Here is a 21,290-nt window from a genome sequence, read left to right as displayed (position 1 = left end):
CTCGTTTCGGTCGTGAGCGCCATCACCGCGGAATACTGTATGCATCGATAGTAAGGCGTCGGACCGAGCACGTCAGTCCGAGGGCTGCCGTCTGATCGATTCTGGGTATCAGCCCGGCCTGATCAGTGATTCGGTGCTCTCCCGAATCAGCCGTTCGGTGGCCAGCGACAGTAGGTCGGCGGCATTCTCGGTACACCGAGAGAGATCGGGCTCGAGTTCGTTGAGTGTGCGCACCGCCGTGAAGCCCGCCGCTCGGGCCGCAGCGCCGGTCAGGGTCGACACCCCGGCGATAGCGAAGGTCGGTATGCCGTAGGTGTGCGCGCGACGGCACACACCCACCGGTGCCTTGCCGCGTAACGATTGATGATCGAGGCGCCCCTCGCCGGTGACGACCACCGTGGCACCCGGCAACCTTTGATCGAGCTCTACGAGCTCGAGGATCATGTCGATGCCAGATCTCATGCGTGCGTGCAGGACGGCGAGCGCGGCGAAGCCCACTCCGCCCGCCGCTCCGGCCCCCGGCGCGTCTCGGAAATCGGCGCCCACCACGGTGCCAACGACGTCTGCCCATCGGGTGAGGTTACGGTCGATGTGTGGAATATCGTTGGCCAGCAATCCTTTTTGTGGCCCGTAGACCTCGGCGGCTCCGAACGGCCCGCACAACGGACTGTCCACGTCGGCGGCCAGTGTGACGGTGGCCGCTTGAAGTAATGGATGCAATCGGCTCAGATCGACATGACCGACGTCGGCGAGCCCGCCGGCGCCCGACGCAAGCGGATGGCCTCGGTGGTCCACGATTTCGGCGCCCAATGCCATCAACATCCCGGCGCCGCCGTCGGTGCTGGCGCTCCCGCCGACGGTGATGACGATGTCGCGGCATCCGTCGTCAAGTGCTTGGCGCACCACCGTGCCCAGTCCGTAGCTCGACGCCGTCGCCGGCGCAAGCTCAGCGCCTGGAAGCCGTTGCAGGCCACAGATATCGGCCATCTCGATGACGGCCCGAGTGCCCTTGCGGGCATACGCGGTGCGCACCGGCACACCGGTCGGTCCACAGGCGTGGGCTTCGACTCGTTCGAATCCGGCCGCCAGGACCGCGTCGAGGGTGCCTTCTCCCCCGTCGGCCACGGGGCACAGCACCGGGGTCAACCCGGGGTTTGACCGGCACACCCCCTGCGCCATCGCGTGGGCGGCCTGCTGTGCGGTCAGCGAGCCCTTGAACTTGTCCGGCGCCAACACGACGTTGCCCCTCATCACCGAAGCCATCCCATCACTGTCGAGCCGCGCGCTGGACTGACGGACAACCTGGCACACGCGACGCTTTTCTGTCAAAGCGCCGTAAACGCTACTCCCAGCGTTAATCGAAATGACTTATCAACGTTGACAATTCGCGTTTCCAGCGTCGCGCCGTTTCTTGACAGGGGCCGATCGCGTCGCCTTGACTTGATTTCGTAATTCGATGGGGTGATTCCACGATCCGGAATCTGTTCTTCACGACGAAGGAAGGACATCAATGGCTGCTGCCACGTATACGGTGAATTGCTCGATTCTTTTCACCGACTTGCCGGTGCTGGAGCGCCCGGCGGCGGCTCGGGCCGCCGGTTTCGAAGCTGTGGAGTTCTGGTGGCCGTTCATCGAGGCGGCGCCGCCCGTGGCGGACGTGCGGGCCTTCGTCCGCGCCATTCAGCAGGCCGGGGTGCAGCTGTCCGGACTGAACTTCTTCGCCGGCTACATGGCCGGCGGCGACCGAGGCATCCTGTCGGATCCCGCCCTGACCACTGAATTCCGCGACACCGTGCGCGTTGCCATCGACATCGCCGAAATTTTGGGCACGCGCGCCTTCAACGCCTTGTACGGCAATCGCATCGAGAACGTAGCGCCCGACGTGCAAGACGAGGTGGCAGCCGCGAACCTCGCCTATGCCGCGCAAGCCGCCGAGCGCATCGGCGCGACGGTGCTCGTCGAGCCCGTCAGCGGCGCGCCGCGCTACCCTCTCGAGACCGCGGACGACGCCGTCCGGGTCATCAACCGCGTGAACGCGGAGTCGGGTACCACCAACCTGCGCCTGTTGGCGGACCTGTACCACCTGTATGTCAACAACGACGACGTGGTCCACGCGCTGCTGTCCAACCACGAACTCATCGGGCACATTCAGATCGCCGATGCTCCCGGTCGTGGGGAGCCGGGAACCGGTGAAATTCCACTCGGCGACTACTTCTCGATGCTGGGGCCGCAATACAGCGGTTACATCGGCCTGGAATACCAGGCTTCTCGGCCCGACACCTTCGACTGGCTGCCCCCGGCCGAGCGGGGTCGTGGCGGCTTCAACATCGAATCATTGAAAACACTGACAGGAACGAGGAACCGGTGACGAGGATCGGCTTTATCGGGCTGGGGATCATGGGTAATCCGATGGCCTGTCATCTCGCCCGCGCCGGCCACACCGTGTTCGGATACAACCGGTCGCCCGGTCGCGCCGCGGCGCTGGTCGAGGCGGGCGGAACCGAGGCGCACTCAATTGCCGAGGCCGTCAAGGACGCCGAGGTGGTGGCGGTGATGGTGCCCGACTCACCCGATGTGCAGAGCGTGTTGCTCTGCGACGAAGGCGTTTTCGCCCACGCGCAACCGTCGACCTTGGTGATCGACTTCTCCTCCATTCGCCCCGACGTCACCGCGGACCTGGCCGCCCAGGCCACCGAACGGGGACTGCGCCTCATCGACGCGCCGGTGTCCGGCGGTGAACCCGGTGCCAAGAACGCGTCCTTGTCGATCATGGTCGGAGCCACCGAGGACGACTTCGCCGCTGCCAAACCCTTTCTCGAGGTCGTGGGCAAGACGATCGTTCATGTCGGCCCCAATGGGGCGGGTCAGACGGTCAAGGCCGCCAATCAGCTGATCGTCGCGGGCAACATCGAACTTCTCGCGGAGGCCATCACGTTTCTTCGCGCTTACGGCGTCGACCTGGACGCGGCGGTCAAGGTGTTGGGCGGCGGGCTGGCCGGATCGGCGGTGCTCGACCAGAAGGCGCCAAAAATGTTGACCCGCAACTTCGATCCCGGATTCCGGATCGAGCTGCACCACAAAGATATGGGCATCGTCACCGGTGCGGCCCGTACGGCCGGTGCGGCCATACCGCTTGGCGTCGTCGTCGCGCAACTGATGGCCTCCGCCCTGGCCAACGGGGACGGTGCACTGGACCACTCCGGCTTGCTGCGGGGCGTCGAACGCCTCTCGGGATTGCAGGAAGGCCAGACCCGATGACCCGGATGCGCACCGTCGACGCGGCAGTCAGAATCCTTGAATTAGAGGGTGCCACGCAAGCATTCGGTTTACCCGGCGCGGCGATCAATCCGTTCTATTCGGCGATGCGCGCTCATGGCGGGATCCGGCATGTGCTGGCCCGCCATGTCGAGGGTGCCAGCCACATGGCCGAAGGGTATACCCGTGCGGCAGCGGGCAATATCGGCGTGTGTATCGGCACCTCCGGTCCCGCGGGCACCGACATGGTCACCGGATTGTATTCGGCCAGCGCCGATTCCATACCCATCCTGGCGATCACCGGTCAGGCTCCGGTCAACAAGCTGCACAAAGAAGACTTTCAGGCGGTCGACATCGCGGCGATAGCGGCTCCCGTGACGAAGATGGCCATGACGGTGCTCGAGCCCGGCCAGGTTCCCGGCGCCTTCGCGCAGGCATTCCATTTGATGCGCTCGGGCCGACCCGGCCCGGTATTGATCGACCTGCCCATCGATGTTCAACTGGCCGAAATCGATTTCGATCCAGAGGCTTACACGCCCCTTCCGGTCTACAAACCGAGGGCCACCCGCACGCAGATCGACAAAGCGCTCGACATGCTGGTCGCCGCGCAGCGGCCCCTGATCATCGCCGGCGGTGGGGTCATCAACGCCGACGCCGCCGAGCTGCTGGTCGAGCTGGCCGAACTGCTGCATGTTCCGGTGGTGCCGACGCTGATGGGATGGGGCACCATCCCCGACGATCATGAGCTGGCCGCCGGGATGGTCGGATTACAGACCGCCCACCGGTACGGCAATGCGACCCTGCTCGAGTCGGACTTCGTCATGGGTATCGGTAACCGGTGGGCCAACCGCCACACCGGGGGGCTCGACACCTACCGGCGCGGGCGGCGCTTTGTGCACATCGACATCGAACCCACCCAGATCGGCCGGGTGTTCTGCCCCGACCTCGGCATCGTCTCCGACGCCAAGGCAGCCCTCGAGCTGCTGGTCGCCGGGGTCGCCGAGCGGCGCTGCGCCGGCACCCTGCCGGACTGGTCCGGTTGGGCGCGCGACTGTCTCGACCGCAAGAAGACGATGCACCGCAAGACCCACTTCGACGACATCCCCATCAAGCCTCAACGGGTCTATGAGGAGATGAACCGGGTCTTCGGCCGTGATATCCGCTATGTCACCGCGATTGGGCTCTCCCAGATCGCGGGCGGCCAATTTCTGCAGGTCTTCAAGTCGCGGCACTGGATCAATTGCGGCCAGGCCGGGCCACTGGGATGGACGGTGCCCGCCGCCCTCGGAGTGGTCACGGCCGACCCCACGGCCACCGTGGTGGGGCTGTCGGGCGACTACGACTTTCAGTTCCTGATCGAGGAACTCGCCGTCGGGGCTCAGTTCAACCTGCCCTACGTCCACGTCGTGGTCAACAACTCCTACCTCGGGCTAATCCGGCAGGCTCAACTCAATTTCGACATGAACTACTTCGTCTCCTTGGCCTTCGACAACATCAACGCCCAGGAATCCGGGGATAACGATCTGCCCAAGGGGTATGGCGTCGACCACCGGCGCGTGGTGGAAGGGTTGGGCTGTAAGGCAATTCAGGTCACCGATCCGGCGCTGATCGCGCCCGCGCTCACCCAGGCCCAGCAACTCGCACGCGAACACAAGGTTCCGGTGGTGGTCGAGGTATTCCTGGAGCGCATCACCAATATCGCGATGGGAACCGAGATCGACAACATCACCGAACACAACGAGCTGGCCACCACCATCGATGACTCGCCCACCGCGGCACTGCTGTACGACTAGTTCACGTTGATCCGATGAACGACCGCACTGGCGGAGTCCAGTCGGTCGAGCGGGCATTCGGGCTCCTCGAAATTCTCGCCGTAATGGGCGGGACGGGTTCGCTCGCCGAGCTCGCTACCCGGGCAAAGCTGCCGCAGCCCACGATGCACCGACTGGCACGTACGTTGCTCCGCATGGGATATTTGCGACAGCTTCCCAACCGGCATTATTCGTTGGGGCCGAAGCTGATTCGCCTGGGCGAGAGTGCCGGCCAACTCGTCGGCATGTGGTCGCGTACTCAGCTGAGCGAATTGGTCGACCGAACCGGCGAGACCGCGAACATGGCAGTGCTGGACAACGACATGGCCGTCTACGTCGCCCAGGTGCCCTCGCCACACTCCATGCGGATGTTCACCGAGGTAGGCCGGCGGGTCTACCCGCATTGCACCGGAGTGGGCAAAGCACTGCTGATGCAACTGCCCGATGATGCAGTGCGGGCCCTGGTGGGCCGGACCGGCATGCCGGCGTCGACCCAACGCTCGCATACGACGGCTGGCGCGCTACTGCAAGACATCACGTCGTGTCGCGCCCGCGGGTATGCGGTCGACGAGGGTGAGCAGGAGATCGGGGTGCGCTGCTTCGCCGTCCCGGTGCCCGGCGCCCCGTCGCTGACGGCCATCTCGATCTCCGGCCCCGCGGCGCGGGTCACCTTGAAGTCCGCGGCAAAGGTCACCCCGCTGCTGATGCGGGTCGCTCGCGAGATCGCCTCGGAGTTCGACAAAGGCACCGCCGGCTAAGCGGCCGCGATTACTCGTCAACCCGCACCGATCGCGTTGGCCGCCTCAGTCGCGGCGTAAGACTCGGCACTGGCCGCCAACGCCGAAACCAGCATCTGGTGCACCGCGCCGCCTTGGGCGCTGACGGACCGATACATCTGCGCCTGCATCGTGAATTGAGCCGCGACGATCGCCGATACCTCGTCGGCGGCCGCGGGAACCACCCCGGTGGTCGGGCCGGCAGCGGCCGCGCGCTGGGCATCCATCGACGCGCCGATCGCGCCCAGTTGCGATGCCGCACCGGCCAGTGCCGCCGGGCGGACGTAGACGAATGACATGCGTTGTTCCCCTTAGCTCTTAGGTGAAAACGGTGGATGGCGCCGCCCCAGCGACGGCGTGACGCATCGCAACCGCCCTCAGTCGCCGGCGCACCAGCCGCGCCGCGGCCAGCACCACCTCGCCCAGGAAATCGCGACGACCGTCCGGGCGGCCGGCCCACTGCGGCGCTTCGCCACGGTCGATCGCGGCCTCGGCTTCTTCGACGATGCGCGCCATCGTGGTCACGGTATGAGCCGGGTATGCCCCGACGCTGGTTTCCGCGGAAAGCATCACCGCGTCGGCGCCGTCGAGAACCGCATTGGCCACATCGGAGACCTCCGCCCGGGTGGGCCGCCGGTCGGAGACCATCGAGTCGAGCATGTGTGTGGCCACGATCACCGGCTTGGCGGCATCGCGGCACAACCGGATGACCCGCTTCTGCACCAACGGTATTTGCTCTAACGGCATCTCGACACCGAGGTCGCCGCGGGCCACCATCAACCCGTCGAAGGCGTCGACGATCGCCGGCAGGCACATGACTGCCTCTGGCTTTTCCAGTTTGGCGATGACGGGCACCCGCCGGCCGACCTCGCCCATTACGGCATGGGCCAGCTGCGCTTCCTCGGGGGCCCGCACGAACGACATGGCGACCATGTCGACGCCGAGCCGCAGCGCGAACTTCAGATCGTCAACGTCTTTGTCGGACAAGGTCGGAGCGCTGACGGCGACGCCGGGCAGCGAGATGCCCTTGTTGTCGCTGACCGGTCCGCCATGGATCACCTCACATCCGATGTCGGCGCCGTTGATCTCCACCACTGCCAGGTCGATTCTCCCGTCGTCGACGAGCAGCCGATCGCCGGTTCTCACATCCGAGGCCAGTCCACGGTAGGTGGTGGAGACCCGGTCGTGATCGCCGGGACAGGCGTCGGTGGTGATCGCGACTTTCTCCCCGGCGCTCCAGACCACCGGACCACTGGCGAACCGGCCCAGCCTGATCTTGGGCCCCTGCAAGTCCGCGAGCACCCGCACAGGGCGGCGGCGCTGACCGGCGATCTGGCGGACCAGGTCGTAGTACGCCGAATGTTCCGCATGCGTGCCATGGCTGAAATTCAAGCGGGCGACGTCCATTCCGGCATCGACGAGTTCGGTCAGACGTGGAGCTGTGGCTGTCGCGGGTCCCAGCGTGCAGACGATCTTGGTAGTACGCATCCCAGGTTTCCTTTCCCTCAGCGCAGGACGGCTTGAGGTTGTTGAGCCGAAATCGCGGTACCACGTGGCGGTGCCACGCCAGCGGTACGGGCCAGGAGTTCGGTGGCGGCGTGGACGGTCCGAAGCGTCGGCGCGTTCGCTTTGGTCAGGTCGGCGAGCTCGACCACCGCCGACACGATCGCGTCGAGTTCCAACGGCTTACCCGCTTCGAGGTCCTGGAGCATGGAGGTCTTGTGGTGGCCCACCTTCTCGGCGCCCCGCAACCGTGTCTCGATCGAGATATCCGGCTTGCTGCCCAATCTCGCGGCGATGTCCAGGGTTTCCTCCATCAGCGCCGTCACCACCCGCCGGGTGTTCGGGTCCTGGCACATCTGCACCATCGTCGATCTGGTCAATGCGCTGAGCGGATTGAACGCCACGTTGCCCATCAGTTTTATCCAGATGTCGTTGCGCAGGTCCGGCTCCACCGGGCACTTCAGCGCACCGGCGATCATCGCTTCGCTCAAGGCCTTACACCGTGCGGACATCTCGCCGGAGGGCTCGCCGATCGAAAAGCGGGTGCCTTCCAGGTGACGGACCACCCCCGGGGCCTCCAGAACGGTCGCCGGATACACCACGCAGCCAATCGCGCGCTCCGGAGACAGCACGGCGCTGGTGGCGCCGCCGGGATCGACGGCTTCGATCCGGTGCCCTTGATACGGACCCGGGAGTTGGTGGAAGTACCACCACGGAATGCCGTTCTGCGCGGCCACAATTGCGGTGTCCGGGCCGAGCAGGGGCTCGACCAGCGGGCCGCATGTCGGATAGCTGTGCGCTTTGAGACCCAAGAAGACGTAGTCGACCGGGCCAACCTCGGCCGGCGAGTCCGTCGCAGCGGGATGCGCCACAAAATCGCCGCGTGGGCTGCGCACCCGCACACCGTTTCTTCGGATGGCTCGCAGGTTGTCGTTTCTCGCGATCAGGTGGACTTCGGCGCCGCCACGATATAACGAGGCGCCCCAATAAGCGCCGATGGCTCCGGCACCCACGACTGCAATTCTCATCAAGTCTCCTGTCGCTTCCCGCATGCAGTGAGTCGCCCAACGGCGTGGGCAGGAACTTCATTATTATTGCATACAGTATGCGATCTGGGTATGTTGGAGCCATCGCGCTGCCGGTGCCGAGCGCACCTTCCGGCCAATCCAGGGAAGAGAGATATGTCTGCTATCGGAGTGCCTCGCGAAATCGCCCCTGGTGAAAGCCGAGTCGCCCTAGTGCCCGGCGTCGTCGGTCGCTTGCGGGCCGCCGGTCACCATCTCGTCGTCGAAACCGGCGCCGGCGATGGAGCCTTGATTCGCGACGAGGCCTACCGAAAAGCCGGTGCCGTCATCGGTGATCCCTGGTCGGCAGACGTCGTGGTCAAGGTCAATCCCCCGACCGACTCGGAGATTGGCCGGTTGAAGCACGGCAGCCGATTGATCGGTTTCCTCGCACCCCGTACCCGGCCCGAACTCGGCGAGCAACTGCGACGAGCGGGCGTCACGGCCTTCGCCATGGAAGCGGTGCCCCGGATATCACGGGCCCAGACCATGGATGCCCTTTCCTCCCAGGCCAACGTCGCCGGATACCGGGCGGTGCTCTGCGCGGCGCAACATTCGATCCGCTTTTTCCCGATGATGACGACGGCCGCCGGAACGGTAAAGCCGGCAACGGTTTTGGTGCTCGGGGTCGGAGTCGCCGGACTGCAGGCGCTGGCCACGGCCAAACGGCTGGGTGCGCGCACCACCGGGTTCGATGTGCGCCCCGAGGTTGCCGAGCAAGTGCGATCGCTCGGCGCCAGCTGGCTCGACCTCGGGGTCACGGCGGCCGGCGAGGGCGGGTACGCGCGGGCTCTGACGCCGGCCGAGCAAGACGAGCAGCAACGCCGATTGACCGAAGCAATTCCCGGGTTCGACGTCGTCATCACCACCGCTCTGGTCCCCGGCCGTCCCGCGCCCCGGCTGGTGACCGCCGATGCCGTGAGGCGAATGCGCAGCGGCAGCGTGGTCGTCGACCTCGCGGGCGAGGCCGGGGGTAACTGCGAACTCGCCGTGCCGGGCGAGACGGCGCGGCGCCACGACGTCACGATCACCGCGCCGCTGAACCTTCCGGCCAGCATGCCCGAGCACGCCAGTGAACTTTATGCGCGCAACATTTCGGCGCTGCTGGAACACATGCTCGACGGCGCGTCGACGCCCGACCTGTCCGACGAGATTCTCGGCGCGTGCTGCGTCACCAAGTCCGACGAACTGACGGAGATCCGATGACACTCGTGGCCAACCTCGCGATCATCACCCTGGCGGGCTTCGTCGGTTTCGCGGTGATCTCCAAGGTACCCAATACCCTGCACACCCCACTTATGTCCGGTACCAACGCAATTCACGGCATCGTCCTGCTTGCCGGGCTGGTTCTTTTGGGTCAGTCGGCCACCGACGCATTCGACCGGCTGTTGCTGGTCATCGCCATTGCCTTCGGTGCGATCAACGTGGTCGGCGGCTTCCTGGTGACCGACCGCATGCTCAGCATGTTCAAGAAGAAACCCAACGTCGAGCCCGGAAAGGTTGCGTCAGTTCGTGAATGAACTCATCGCGGTTGCATACATCATCGCGTTCGCACTGTTCATCCTTGGCCTGACGGGCCTGACCGGACCGCGGACCGCAGCCCGCGGCAATGTGACCGCGGGCGTCGGCATGACGATCGCCATCGTGGCCACCCTGCTGACACCGGGCACCGGTAACTGGTTGTTGATCGCGTGCGGGCTTGTCCTCGGATCGATCATCGGCGTTCCCGCCGCGCAACGGGTCAAGATGACCGCGATGCCGCAGATGGTGGCGCTGTTCAACGGCGTGGGCGGCGGCGCGGTGGCTCTGGTCTCCTGGGTGGAGTTCCGCGACACTCACGGCTACGCCGGGACGGCGGTCTACGTAGCCATCGCTTCGCTGTTCGCCGCCATTGTCGGATCGCTTTCGTTCTGGGGATCGCTGATCGCGTTCGGAAAGCTGCAAGAGGTGCTGCCCGGCAGGCCAATTGGACTGGGTCGTGCGCAGCAACCACTCAATCTGGTGCTGCTGCTGGCCGCCGTGGGCGCCGCGGCGGCCATCGGCGCGGGCTATCGAGCACCGCTGGTGTTCATCGGGCTACTCGCCTTCGCGGCGGCGCTGGGCGTCATGGTGGTGCTGCCCATCGGCGGGGCCGACATGCCGGTGGTGATCTCACTGCTCAATGCGCTGACCGGACTCTCCGCGGCGGCAACCGGACTCGGGCTGGACAACACGGCGATGATCGTCGCGGGAATGATCGTCGGGGCGTCGGGAACCATTTTGACGAACCTGATGGCCAAGGCAATGAACCGGTCCATCCCCGCCATCGTCGCCGGCGGGTTCGGTGCCACCGGCGCCGGCACCGGCGGCCACGGCCAATCCGCCGACCAATCGGTGCGCCAGACCAGCGCGGCCGACGCGGCATTGCAGATGGGCTATGCCAGCCAGGTGATCATCGTGCCCGGCTACGGAATGGCCGTCGCTCAGGCCCAGCACGCGGTGCGGGAGATGGCCGGCCTGCTGGAGGGACGCGGCGTCCAGGTTCGGCATGCGATCCATCCCGTGGCCGGCCGCATGCCCGGACACATGAACGTATTGCTCGCCGAGGCCGACGTGCCCTACGAGCAGCTCAAAGAAATGGACGACATCAACGGCGAGTTCCCCCGCACCGACGTAGCCCTGGTGATCGGCGCGAACGACGTGACAAACCCTGCGGCACGGTCGAATCCAGCCTCACCGATCTACGGCATGCCCATCTTGGACGTCGACCAGGCCAAGTCCGTCATCGTGCTCAAACGCTCCATGAATCCCGGCTTCGCCGGTATCGAGAACGAGCTGTACTTCAACCAGAAAACCTCGATGTTGTTCGGCGATGCGAAGGCATCCGTCGACGAAATCACGCAGGAACTCAAGGTTTTGTGACGACCCGGCTGCATGGCCGCGCTACCCCAGACTTGACCGCCACATCAGCGGGGCGGCAGGAGAAGCGCCGAGGATCGGCGTCAAGAAAGGAATCGAGATCCATGTCAAAAGTGGTGTGTGTACTTTACGACGACCCGGTAACGGGGTATCCCAGCGAATTCCCGCGCGACGGCCTGCCGAACCTGGACCGTTACCCGGATGGGCAGACGCTGCCGACACCGTCGGCCATTGATTTCACCCCCGGCGCCCTACTGGGCAGCGTCTCCGGCGAACTCGGACTGCGCGACTACCTCGAGAGCCTCGGTCACGAGCTGGTCGTGACCTCGGACAAAGAAGGTCCGAACTCGGAGTTCGACCGGCACCTTGCGGACGCTGAAGTCGTTATCTCACAACCATTTTGGCCAGCATACCTGACGGCCGAACGGATCGCGCGCGCTCGGAAACTCAAGCTGGCGGTCACCGCCGGCATCGGCTCGGACCACTACGACCTGGATGCGGCGATCGATCATGGCATCACGGTCGCGGAGGTCACCTTCTGCAACAGCATCAGCGTCGCCGAACACGTCGTGATGATGATTCTGTCGCAGGTCCGCAACTACCTGCCCTCTCATCAATGGGTCCTCGACGGTGGTTGGAACATCGCGGACTGCGTGCAGCGGTCCTATGACCTGGAGGGCATGCACGTCGGTACGGTCGCTGCCGGCCGCATCGGCCTGGCCGTGCTGCGCCGACTCGCGCCGTTCGACGTGCACCTGCACTACACGGACAAGCACCGGCTGCCGGCCGAGGTGGAAAAGGAACTGAACCTGACCTTCCACCCCAGCGTGGGGGACATGGTGCCGAACCTCGACGTCGTAACGATCAACGCGCCCCTGCATCCCGAGACCCGGGGACTGTTCGACGACACGTTGCTGGGCACGATGAAACGTGGTGCCTACCTGATCAATACGGCGCGAGCGCTGATCTGTGACCAGGACGCTATCGTGCGCGCGCTGAAGAGCGGTCAACTGGCGGGCTATGCCGGCGACGTCTGGTATCCACAACCGGCACCGGCCGACCACCCCTGGCGCAGCATGCCCCACCAGGGCATGACCCCGCATATCTCGGGTTCCACGCTGTCGGCGCAGGCCCGATATGCCGCCGGCACCAGAGAAATTCTGGAGTGCTACTTCGGCGGCAAACCGATCCGCGACGAGTACCTGATCGTCGACGGGGGTGCGCTGGCCGGGGTCGGCGCACGGTCATACACCGCGACTGCTAAGTCCGGCGCGGCCTAGCGACGGCGGGAGGGGCCGCCCGATCGGCGGCGCTGGGCACGGGGTTGGTGAGCAGATCGATTGCTCGCCAACCCCGTTGCTGTTGGGCGCCCACCCCGCTGCACCGCCGCCGCGCCGCCTCGGTAGCGTGTATGCAATCTTGCTGCGCATTTCACAGTGTCGAACCCGCAAACTCCGGCCTGGTGGATTGTATGCTGTGTACGAAATCGTCAAGACAACAACTATCGGTTGACCAGGATGGGAGCGGGAACTCCATGGCCAGCAACGGCGTAGCCGGCGAAGCTGGGTCGCGGATGAAATTAGAGCGTCCCGCCCCGCTGCGCGAAGCAGCCTACGAGGCGCTGATGGAGCTGATCATCACCCGCGAGCTGCGCCCCGGCCAACATCTGGTCGAGAACGAATTAGCCGCCCAACTCGGAGTGAGCCGCCAGCCCATTCGCGAGGCATTACAACGATTGCAAAGCGAGGGGTGGGTCGACCTGCGCCCGGCGTTGGGTGCATTTGTGCACGTGCCGACCGACGCCGAAGCCGACGAGTTGTTGAGTGTGCGCACGCTGCTCGAGGCCGAGTCGGCCCGGCTAGCGGCCCGCGCCGCCAAACCGCCGCAGGTGGAACATCTCTGGGACCTGCACCGAAGCGGCGAGAAGGCGCTCGCCGACGGTGACGGGGAAGGTCTTGTCACCGCCAACGATGCCTTCCACTCCTATATCGTTGCCATGTCGGCCAATAGCGTGCTGGCCAACCTGATCGGCCAGGTCGGCCGTCGGGTGCGTTGGTACTACCAACCCATCGCCCTAGCCCGAGGCAAAGATGCCTGGGACGAACACGCCGAGCTGATCGAGGCGATCGCGGGACGTAGCGGCAAGCGTGCCGGAGACCTGATGCGCCGCCACACCGAGCGGACGCGCGAGATTTACCATCAGCGACGTCAAGAGGCCGCCGACGGCGCCGAGGGCGTGGCCTGACCCACCACCCGGGAAACCGTCAGATCCGTTGTCCGGCGTCCCGGCTGACGCAACAGCGCCGCGGTGGCGGCCGAGAGTAACGCGCTAGCCGCGGCCACCCAGTAGGCACCGGTGTAGCCCCACGCATCAATCACACTGGCGCCCAAGCCAATTCCCATGATAGAGCCGACCAGCTTGGCACTGTAGACGATGCCATAGTTGCTCGCGTTGTTGTTCTCGCCGAAGTAGTCGGTGGTCAACGTCGCGAACAGCGGGTAGAAGGCACCGCCGCCGAAGCCGACGAGAACGGCAAAGAAGATGAAGGCGATTTCGTTTTTGGCAAGCCCCGTGTAGAGCAGACCGATCAGCGCGACGACCGACACCAGCAGCACAACCAGCAACGTCTGCTTACGGCCGATTCGGTCCGAGACGAATCCGGTCGCCGCGCGACCGAAGCCGTTGATGATCGAAAGCGCCCCCGCCGAAGACGCCACGATCATCGCACCGAAGCCGAGGTGTTTGGCGAACGGAACCATGTAGCTGATGCCGAACAGCGAGACACCGGTCGTGATCCCCAACGACAACCACATCAGCGGGAGCATGCCCGTTTTGACGGCTTCCATCGGGCCGTACTGACGGACGGCAGGCGGGTTCTTCCTGAGGCTTCTGGCGCTGGAATTTGCCGCCACGTGCTGCAGCGGGTCGACATCGGCCGGCCACCAGTTCTTCGGCGGGTCCTGGAAATACGCGCCGCATACCGCGACAACCACCAGCATGAAAGCGCCTACCAGGTCGAGCACCCATACATAAGTGTTGGAATTGAGCGCGTAACTGAAAATGAAGATGAATGGCACTGCGCCGTAAGCGAACCCGCCACAGACGAACCCCGTCTTGGCACCGCGCCGTTCGGGGTACCACTTGCCGACGATCGTGATGCCCGTCGAGTACACCAACCCGACGCCGCAGCCGCCACACACGGCGAAGCCGAGGAAGGCCACTAGCAGATTGCTGCTGTGTGCCACGGCGACGAACCCGACCGCGGACAGCACGGCAGCGGCCAACATCGTGGAGCGCGCGGAGGTGACGCCCTTCTCCCGGAGCCGGCCGGCGGGGTAGGCAACGGCGGCCTGAAACACCGCCCAGATCGAGAGCAGCCAGAAGGTTTGCGAAAGACTCCAGCCATGAGCATGGCGCAAGGTGTCCGCGGCTGCGCCGTAGCCGTATTCGAAGACGCTGACCGCCATCATCGCGATCCACGGCAGCCAGACCATGGACGCTCGGGATCTGCCGAGCAGATCTCGATCGGTTTCGCCGATGCGGTAGACGCGCCCGTTTGAATCGGTCACCTCGCGATATGTTGCGAGAGTTGAGGACATCGTTGACTCACTTTCCGAAGATGTGCAAGAGGGGACGGCTCGCGGCGGCGTACGTCGCGAGCTGATGGCTGAGTTCTGCGTCGGGCCCCGTTATCTGGCCCGTGCGGCTTATGGCGGTGCGCGGCCGATTCCCACGACCGGGTCCTTCTCAGCGCCGCCCGCTCAGATCACTCCGGCACTCTTGAAGTGCTGCAACTCATCCGGCGAATAGCCGAGATCCAGACAGATCTCCCGGGTGTGTTCACCCAGCAGCGGCGACCGCACCACATCGACGCGTGAATCGGAAAGCCGCAGTGGACTGCCGACGGTCTTGAAGGCCCCGCGCTCGGGATGCTCGACGGTGACGATCGCGTCCAGCTCTGCCAACGTCTGATCCTCGATCAGCTCCTTGGTGCTCAGCACCGGGCCGCAGGGAACATTGAGAGCATTCAGCGCCTCCATCGCCTCCCACTTTGTGTGCCGTTGACTCCAGTCCTCGATCAGCGCGAAAACCTTGTCCAGCTTGGGAAGTCGGTCTTCCGGCCGGACCCAGTCCGGATGGTCGGCGAGGTCGGGTCGCCCGATCAGACATGCCAGTGGTGCCCATCCGGCAGGCTGGACAATGACGTAGATGTAATCGTTGGGCCCGCCCCCCTTGGTGCGAACGGCCCATCCCGGCTGGCCTCCCCCGGACGCGTTGCCCGCCCGCGGCACCTCGTCACCGAAGCGTTCATTGGGGTATTCGTGCAGCGGTCCGTGGGCGAGCCGCTGTTGATCGCGCAGCTTCACCCGGCACAGGTTGAGAACCGCGGCCTGCATCGCCACCTCGACACGCTGCCCACGGCCGGTGTTGGTGCGCTGAAACAATGCGGCCAGAATCGCGGCAACCAGGTGAATTCCGGTGCCCGAGTCGCCGATTTGCGCCCCCGTCGCGGTCGGCGGGCCGTCCTCGAAACCGGTTGTGGCCATTGCCCCGCCCATCGCCTGAGCGATGATCTCGTAGGCCTTGAAATCGACGTACTTTCCCGGGCCGAACCCTTTGATCGATGCATAGATCAGCGCCGGGTTCATTTCGCGCAATCGATCCCAGCTGAAACCGAGCCGGTCGACCACACCGGGTCCGAAGTTCTCCACCAGGACATCCGACCGGGCCACCAGCCGGCTGAAAATGTCCTTGCCTTCTTGGGTTTTCAGGTTGACGGTCACACTGCGCTTGTTGCAGTTGAGCATCGTGAAGTAGAGGCTGTCCACGTCGGCAAGGTCGCGCAGCTGAGTCCGGGTGACGTCCCCGCCGTTCGGCGTCTCGAGCTTGACGACATCCGCGCCCAGCCACGCGAGCATCTGCGTCGCCGAAGGACCGGACTGAACATGAGTCATGTCGAGCACCCGAATGCCGTCTAATGCCTTTCCCATGAGATCTCCTGAAATTGTGGTGGTGGACCAAAGATTGAGTTGCCGGTCATCGAGTGGATGAGCCGCCTACCCGGCCGGCCGATACCCGCACGACGAGGCACCCCGCAGCAGTGAATTGGCTGCAACGGCCGGGGGGAGCTGAGCACTCCGTGCAGACTGTATACGGTATACGACAAGTGTCACCAAATTATGGTCGATTGTCTAGAGCGAGATCGCTTGTACGCACCCAGACTTCAAGTGAATGGTCGTCCGCGGTGGAAGTTGGTATCACAATGGCGTTTGCCGAATAGCGTTGCGTCAGACGAGTTCACGCCAATAGGGCCGCTGCATGGGGTTTGCTCGCCACCCTCTGGACAGGCATGGTCCCTCCGGGGTACAACCGTTGCATACTGTATGCAAAGGAGTTGGACATGTCCGGAGGAGACGGAATCTCGGTCTTGCAGATTCGAGCACACGGCTGCTCGTACCGTATCGGCGAACAACCGCACGACATCATGTCGCGCTCGAGAAGCTGGATGATCTGGCTGCCATGGATGGCGATGGCAGGCATCAGCCTGCTGCAATTCGGCTACGGGGTGGCCGTCTTGGCTGTGCAGCAACCGCGCCAGCCCGCAGCTGCCGGCACCTATTGGGTGCTGGCGTTATGGGTGGTCTTCCAGGCCGGGGTCGCCGCCGCTACCCCACCGCTGCGGCGGCGCTTGGGGATTGGGCCGTCGACCGCCATGTTGATCGGCGGCGTTCTGGCAGCCATCGGGCCACTGACGTTTTCGTGGACCGATGATTTCGGGGCCACCGTCTTGGGTTACTCGGTGCTGTGCGGTACCGGCGCGGGGATCGTCTACGCCACTTGCCTGTCCACCGTCGCGCGCTGGTATCCGGAGCAGCGCGGCACGAAAGTCTCACTGGTTTCGGGCGCGTTCGGTTGCGGCGCGGTCCCGTTTGTCGTGGTGTTTGCCCTCGAACTGCATTCCGGCAACGCCGGCACCGTGTATACCGCCGTGGGCGTTTGCGTTCTGATCATTGTGGCCGCGTGCGGGGCCTTCTTTCACGACGCCCCTGCCGACTGGTGGCCGGCCGAAATCGACCCCAGACGGTGGGCGTTCGACAAGCATATGAACCGCAGCCTATTAGGCAACGCTCCGGCAATACGACAGTATTCGCCTGCCGAGACCGCACGGACATCCGCGTTTGTGCTGACTTACCTCATTGCGGTGGTGGCCTCGGCAGCGGCACTGCTGACCATCGTGTACATACCGAGCATCGCCGTGGCTCACGGCCTGCCGCTGACGGCCGGTGCGATAGCCGTCGGTGTGCTGGCACTGGTCAATGGTAGTGGGCGCGCTATTGCCAGTCGCTGCTCGGACCGACTCGGCAGGCGTCAAACCCTAAGTCTGGCACTGGGAATCGAGGGCATCGCCCTGTTGGGCCTGGCGTTTTCGGCGTCCGCAGCGTCCATGGTGAGCCTCATCGTGTTCGCCGCGCTCAGTGGACTGGCGGGTGGAGCGTTCTATTCGTTGCTCATCAATCTGGTCGCCGACTACTTCGGACAGCACAACGCGGTCGCCAACTTCGGGCTGGTGTACAGCGCGAAGATGTTCGGCGGTCTGATCGGCGTCGGTGTGCCTGCGCTGTTGGCGTCTTCCGGGCGGCTCGGAATCGCCTTTGTCGCAGGTGGATTGGTTTGTCTGTGCACCGCGATCGCCCCGCGGCGGTTGCAGCGTCCGGGTTATCCGGTGTGCCGCCTGCCGAACTGATCGAACCAAACACGAGATGGCCCCAGGGATGTGATCCCTGGGGCCATCCCCGCCGCGACCCGGCGATTTGGGAGGCGCTCAAGCGCACGGCGTGTTTTTCCCTAGACGACTATCGCGCTCTGCCGCCACTGGGAGATGGTGTCGGTGTCGTAACCGAGTTCGGCCAGCACCTCGTCGGTGTGCTCACCCAGCAACGGTGCGCCCTTGATCTCGGGCTTGAACGAGGAGAACTTGATCGGGCTGCCGACCGTCAGGTACGTGCCGCGGCCCTTCTGCTCCACCTCGACCACACTGCCGCTCTTGCGGAGGTCAGGGTCAGCGGCCAGCTCCTTCATCGAGAACACCGGGGCACACGGGACTTCCCACTTGCGCAAGATGTCGACGGCTTCGTACTTCGTCTTGTCCGCCAACCACTTCTCGATTTCGGCGAAGATTTCGAAGATCTTGTCCTGCCGGGCCAGCGCGGTGCTGTAGGCGGGATCCTGCGCCCATTCCGGCCGACCGATGGCTTCTGCCGTCCGCACCCAGTTCTGCTCCTGGATGGTGAAATAAATGTAGGCGTTCGGGTCGGTCTCCCATCCCTTGCACTTGAGCACCCAGCCCGGCTGGCCGCCGCCACCGGCGTTGCCACCCCGCGGCACGGCGTCACCGAAGGTGCCGTTGGGGTATTGGGGGTACTCCTCCAAGTAGCCCACCCGCTCGAGGCGCTGCTGGTCACGCAGTTTGACCCGGCACAGGTTCAGCACGCAATCTTGCATCGAGGCCGACACCTTCTGGCCCTCGCCGGTCTTGTCACGCGCGATCAGAGCGGTCAAGATGCCGATCAGCAGATGCATTCCGGTGTTGGAGTCGCCCAGTGCGGCACCACTGACCGTCGGCGGGCCATCCCAGAATCCGGTGGTGGACGCGTTGCCGCCGGCGCACTGCGCGACGTTCTCGTAAACCTTGAGATCGCTCCACGAGGAGTCGTCGTTGAATCCCTTGACGGACCCGAAAATCAGGCGGGGATTCCAGGATTGCAACTTCTCCCAGGACAGCCCCATCCGGTCCATCGCGCCGGGCGCGAAATTCTCCACCAACACGTCGGCCTGGCGAATCAGCTTCTCCATCACCTCGAGCCCCTGCGGCGACTTGGTGTCGATGGCCAGGGAGCGCTTGTTGCTGTTGAGCATGGTGAAATACAGCGCGTCGAGATCCGGGATGTCGCGCAACTGATTACGCGTCACATCACCACCACTGGTGCGCTCCACCTTCAAGACATCGGCTCCAAACCAGGCAAGCATCTGCGTGCAGGCCGGACCCGCTTGTACGCCTGTGAAGTCGATGACCCTGATCCCTGACAGCGGCAGATTGGCCATTACATATTCCTTTCTTTTCGGTACTTTCCGGTTGTCTTGTATCGGCGTCTTGCCGGTTAGGCCGGCATCCCGCGCACTTTCAGCCCGCGTTGGTGATTCCTTTGGGGTTGAGGTGGGCGATGTTGCCGCTCTCGGTCCCGTCGGACGGATCGATCAGGCAGTCGATCAACGCCGGCCGGCCGGAGGCCAGAGCCTCCCGCAACGCCGCGGCGACCTCCTTGGGCGTTTCGGCACGGTATCCGGTACCACCGAAGGCCTTGATCATGAATTCGTGATGGGCCGTCAGTGCGGTCGGGGCGGGATCATCGGATCCTGAGGTCTCATCGCCGCGGTATACCCCGCCGTTGTTGAGGATGACGGTGACGATGGGCAGCTTGTAGCGGCAGATCGTCTCCAATTCCATTCCGCTGAAACCGAATGCGCTGTCACCTTCGATAGCCACCACGGGTTCGCCGGTTTCGACGGCGGCCGCGATCGCATAACCCAGGCCGATGCCCATCACACCCCAGGTGCCGCTGTCCAGACGGCGGCGCGGCCGGTACATGCCGATGGTGTTACGCGTCAGGTCAAGAGCGTTAGCACCCTCGTTGACCAGGCATACTTGCGGATTATCGTGCAAGACATCGCGGATCGCTTGCAGCGCGCCCAGGAACTTCATCGGATGGGCGACGCGCGCGGCCGCGAGACGGTCGGCCATCTTGGCGACGTTCTGCGCCGCCTTGGCCGATAGTTCGGCACGCCACTGTGTCGAGGTACTGATTTGCCCGAGCTTGGATCGCTCCACCAAAGCCTGCATTACCGAACCGATGTCACCGACCAGAGGAGCGGCAATCGGTTGGTTGCTGTCCATCTCGCTGGCCTCGATATCGACCTGAATGAACTTGGCATCGGGATTCCACTGCGGGGCGTCCCCGTGCCCGAGCAGCCAATTCAATCGGGCACCGACCAGCAGCACGACGTCGGCGCGCCGCAGTGCCAGGGATCGCGAGGTCGCTGCCGACTGGGCGTGGTCGTCGGGAAGCAACCCTTTGGCCATGGACATCGGAAGGTAAGGAATGCCAGTGGTTTCCACGAACTCTTTGATCTGCTCGTCGGCCTGCGCGTAAGCAGCGCCCTTGCCCAGCACGATCAATGGCCGCTGTGCACCGGCAAGCAGCTCGACGGCCGCATCCACCGATTCGAGATCGGGCAGCTGCCGCGGCGCCGGATCGACTACCCGCCATAGCGTTTCGGCAGCGGATTGGCGGTCGACGACCTCGCCCAGCACCGCCGCCGGGATGTCCAGATAAACTCCGCCGGGACGCCCGGACACCGCGGTCCGAATCGCTCGCGCCAACCCACGTCCGATGTCCTGCGCGCGAGATACTCGGTAAGCCGCCTTCACAAACGGCCTGGCCGCCGCCAGCTGGTCCATCTCCTCGTAATCGCCGCGCTGCAGATCGACGAGATGACGTTCACTAGACCCCGAAATCTGGACCATTGGAAAGCAATTGGTGGTTGCGTTGGCCAGCGCTACGAGTCCATTGAGGAATCCCGGCGCCGACACCGTCAAGCAGATTCCGGGTTTCTGGGTGAGGAAGCCGGCTGCCGCCGCGGCGTGGCCGGCGGCGCTCTCATGCCGAAAACCTATGTAGCGAATGCCCGATGCCTGTGCGGTGCGCGCCAAGTCGGTAATAGGAATGCCGACGAGCCCGTAGATGGTGTCCACATCGTTGAGTCGAAGCGCGTCGACCACCAAATGAATTCCATCGGTCAGAGCCCCCACGTCGTTGGCATCGGGGTCTTCGGTGGTAGCCGGCGTCGTCACGAGCACCCTTTCCGGCAGTAGCTGCCTTTGTCGTATGTCGTTAATGCTCTTCACTTTTCACGATCTTTCACG

At 64.5% G+C, this 21,290-nt stretch carries 17 protein-coding genes and 1 pseudogene; 10 read left to right on the top strand and 8 right to left on the bottom strand.

Annotation, left to right across the window (positions count from 1 at the left end):
- Positions 1-108: 108 nt before the first annotated feature.
- A complete protein-coding gene (locus AAHS21_RS24210) occupies positions 109-1,263 on the bottom strand; it encodes a glycerate kinase (protein ID WP_342930081.1) in 1,155 nt (384 codons plus the stop codon).
- A 247-nt stretch (positions 1,264-1,510) separates the two neighbouring features.
- Here AAHS21_RS24210 and AAHS21_RS24205 point away from each other — a divergent pair, with 247 nt between their 5' ends.
- Genes AAHS21_RS24205 through AAHS21_RS24190 form a run of 4 tightly spaced genes read left to right on the top strand, consistent with a single transcriptional unit; the run spans position 1,511 to position 5,824 of the window.
- Positions 1,511-2,368 (top strand): TIM barrel protein, encoded by an 858-nt coding sequence (locus AAHS21_RS24205; protein WP_342930080.1) that lies wholly within the window; start codon positions 1,511-1,513, stop codon positions 2,366-2,368.
- Positions 2,365-3,258: a 2-hydroxy-3-oxopropionate reductase gene (locus AAHS21_RS24200; RefSeq protein WP_342930079.1), complete on the top strand. Its 894-nt coding sequence runs from the start codon at positions 2,365-2,367 to the stop codon at positions 3,256-3,258. Before AAHS21_RS24205 ends, AAHS21_RS24200 begins: the two co-directional genes overlap by 4 nt.
- Positions 3,255-5,048, top strand: coding sequence for a glyoxylate carboligase (gcl, locus tag AAHS21_RS24195; protein ID WP_342930078.1), 1,794 nt, complete (start codon positions 3,255-3,257; stop codon positions 5,046-5,048). Before AAHS21_RS24200 ends, gcl begins: the two co-directional genes overlap by 4 nt.
- Positions 5,049-5,062: 14 nt before the next feature.
- A complete protein-coding gene (locus AAHS21_RS24190) occupies positions 5,063-5,824 on the top strand; it encodes an IclR family transcriptional regulator (protein ID WP_342930077.1) in 762 nt (253 codons plus the stop codon).
- A 17-nt stretch (positions 5,825-5,841) separates the two neighbouring features.
- Here the strand turns inward: AAHS21_RS24190 and AAHS21_RS24185 are convergent, their stop codons facing one another.
- From AAHS21_RS24185 to AAHS21_RS24175, 3 genes and pseudogenes are all read right to left on the bottom strand, one after another.
- Positions 5,842-6,141, bottom strand: a complete 300-nt coding sequence (locus AAHS21_RS24185) for a PE family protein (protein WP_342930076.1) — start codon at positions 6,139-6,141, stop codon at positions 5,842-5,844.
- Positions 6,142-6,205: 64 nt separating this feature from the next.
- Positions 6,206-7,330, bottom strand: a pseudogene (pyk, locus tag AAHS21_RS24180) (pyruvate kinase); the annotation flags it as partial.
- A 17-nt stretch (positions 7,331-7,347) separates the two neighbouring features.
- Positions 7,348-8,373 (bottom strand): 2-dehydropantoate 2-reductase, encoded by a 1,026-nt coding sequence (locus AAHS21_RS24175; protein ID WP_342930075.1) that lies wholly within the window; start codon positions 8,371-8,373, stop codon positions 7,348-7,350.
- Between the two features lie 153 nt (positions 8,374-8,526).
- Between AAHS21_RS24175 and AAHS21_RS24170 the strand changes: the two genes are divergently transcribed.
- From AAHS21_RS24170 to AAHS21_RS24150, 5 genes are all read left to right on the top strand, one after another.
- Positions 8,527-9,615 carry a Re/Si-specific NAD(P)(+) transhydrogenase subunit alpha gene (locus AAHS21_RS24170; RefSeq protein WP_342930074.1) on the top strand — a complete coding sequence of 363 codons (1,089 nt, stop codon included), beginning with the start codon at positions 8,527-8,529 and terminating at the stop codon, positions 9,613-9,615.
- Positions 9,612-9,929: an NAD(P) transhydrogenase subunit alpha gene (locus tag AAHS21_RS24165; protein ID WP_342930073.1), complete on the top strand. Its 318-nt coding sequence runs from the start codon at positions 9,612-9,614 to the stop codon at positions 9,927-9,929. The genes AAHS21_RS24170 and AAHS21_RS24165 overlap by 4 nt, the downstream gene beginning before the upstream one ends.
- Positions 9,922-11,310: an NAD(P)(+) transhydrogenase (Re/Si-specific) subunit beta gene (locus AAHS21_RS24160; RefSeq protein WP_342930072.1), complete on the top strand. Its 1,389-nt coding sequence runs from the start codon at positions 9,922-9,924 to the stop codon at positions 11,308-11,310. The genes AAHS21_RS24165 and AAHS21_RS24160 overlap by 8 nt, the downstream gene beginning before the upstream one ends.
- Before the next feature lie 101 nt (positions 11,311-11,411).
- On the top strand, positions 11,412-12,587 hold the full coding sequence (locus AAHS21_RS24155) for an NAD-dependent formate dehydrogenase (protein WP_342930071.1): 1,176 nt from the start codon (positions 11,412-11,414) through the stop codon (positions 12,585-12,587).
- Between the two features lie 293 nt (positions 12,588-12,880).
- Positions 12,881-13,552 (top strand): GntR family transcriptional regulator, encoded by a 672-nt coding sequence (locus AAHS21_RS24150; RefSeq protein ID WP_342930070.1) that lies wholly within the window; start codon positions 12,881-12,883, stop codon positions 13,550-13,552.
- Here AAHS21_RS24150 and AAHS21_RS24145 read toward each other — a convergent pair.
- Both AAHS21_RS24145 and frc (AAHS21_RS24140) read right to left on the bottom strand, forming a co-directional pair.
- A complete protein-coding gene (locus AAHS21_RS24145; RefSeq protein WP_342930069.1) occupies positions 13,516-14,877 on the bottom strand; it encodes an OFA family MFS transporter in 1,362 nt (453 codons plus the stop codon). The genes AAHS21_RS24150 and AAHS21_RS24145 overlap by 37 nt on opposite strands.
- A gap of 192 nt (positions 14,878-15,069) precedes the next feature.
- Positions 15,070-16,299 (bottom strand): formyl-CoA transferase, encoded by a 1,230-nt coding sequence (gene frc / locus AAHS21_RS24140; RefSeq protein WP_342930068.1) that lies wholly within the window; start codon positions 16,297-16,299, stop codon positions 15,070-15,072.
- Positions 16,300-16,709: 410 nt separating this feature from the next.
- Between frc (AAHS21_RS24140) and AAHS21_RS24135 the strand changes: the two genes are divergently transcribed.
- Positions 16,710-18,053: an OFA family MFS transporter gene (locus AAHS21_RS24135; protein ID WP_342930067.1), complete on the top strand. Its 1,344-nt coding sequence runs from the start codon at positions 16,710-16,712 to the stop codon at positions 18,051-18,053.
- Between the two features lie 101 nt (positions 18,054-18,154).
- Here AAHS21_RS24135 and frc (AAHS21_RS24130) read toward each other — a convergent pair whose 3' ends face one another.
- On the bottom strand, positions 18,155-19,411 hold the full coding sequence (gene frc, locus AAHS21_RS24130) for a formyl-CoA transferase (protein ID WP_342930066.1): 1,257 nt from the start codon (positions 19,409-19,411) through the stop codon (positions 18,155-18,157).
- Positions 19,412-19,490: 79 nt separating this feature from the next.
- The gene (gene oxc, locus AAHS21_RS24125) at positions 19,491-21,218 is read right to left on the bottom strand and encodes an oxalyl-CoA decarboxylase (protein ID WP_342930065.1); all 1,728 of its coding nucleotides are present in this window, start codon (positions 21,216-21,218) and stop codon (positions 19,491-19,493) included.
- Positions 21,219-21,290 lie beyond the last annotated feature (72 nt).

The organism is Mycobacterium sp. 050272 (genome assembly GCF_039023525.1).
Taxonomy (GTDB): Bacteria; Actinomycetota; Actinomycetes; order Mycobacteriales; family Mycobacteriaceae; genus Mycobacterium.
Note: the sequence above shows the minus strand (reverse complement) of the source record. Positions and strands in the feature narration are given on the sequence as shown.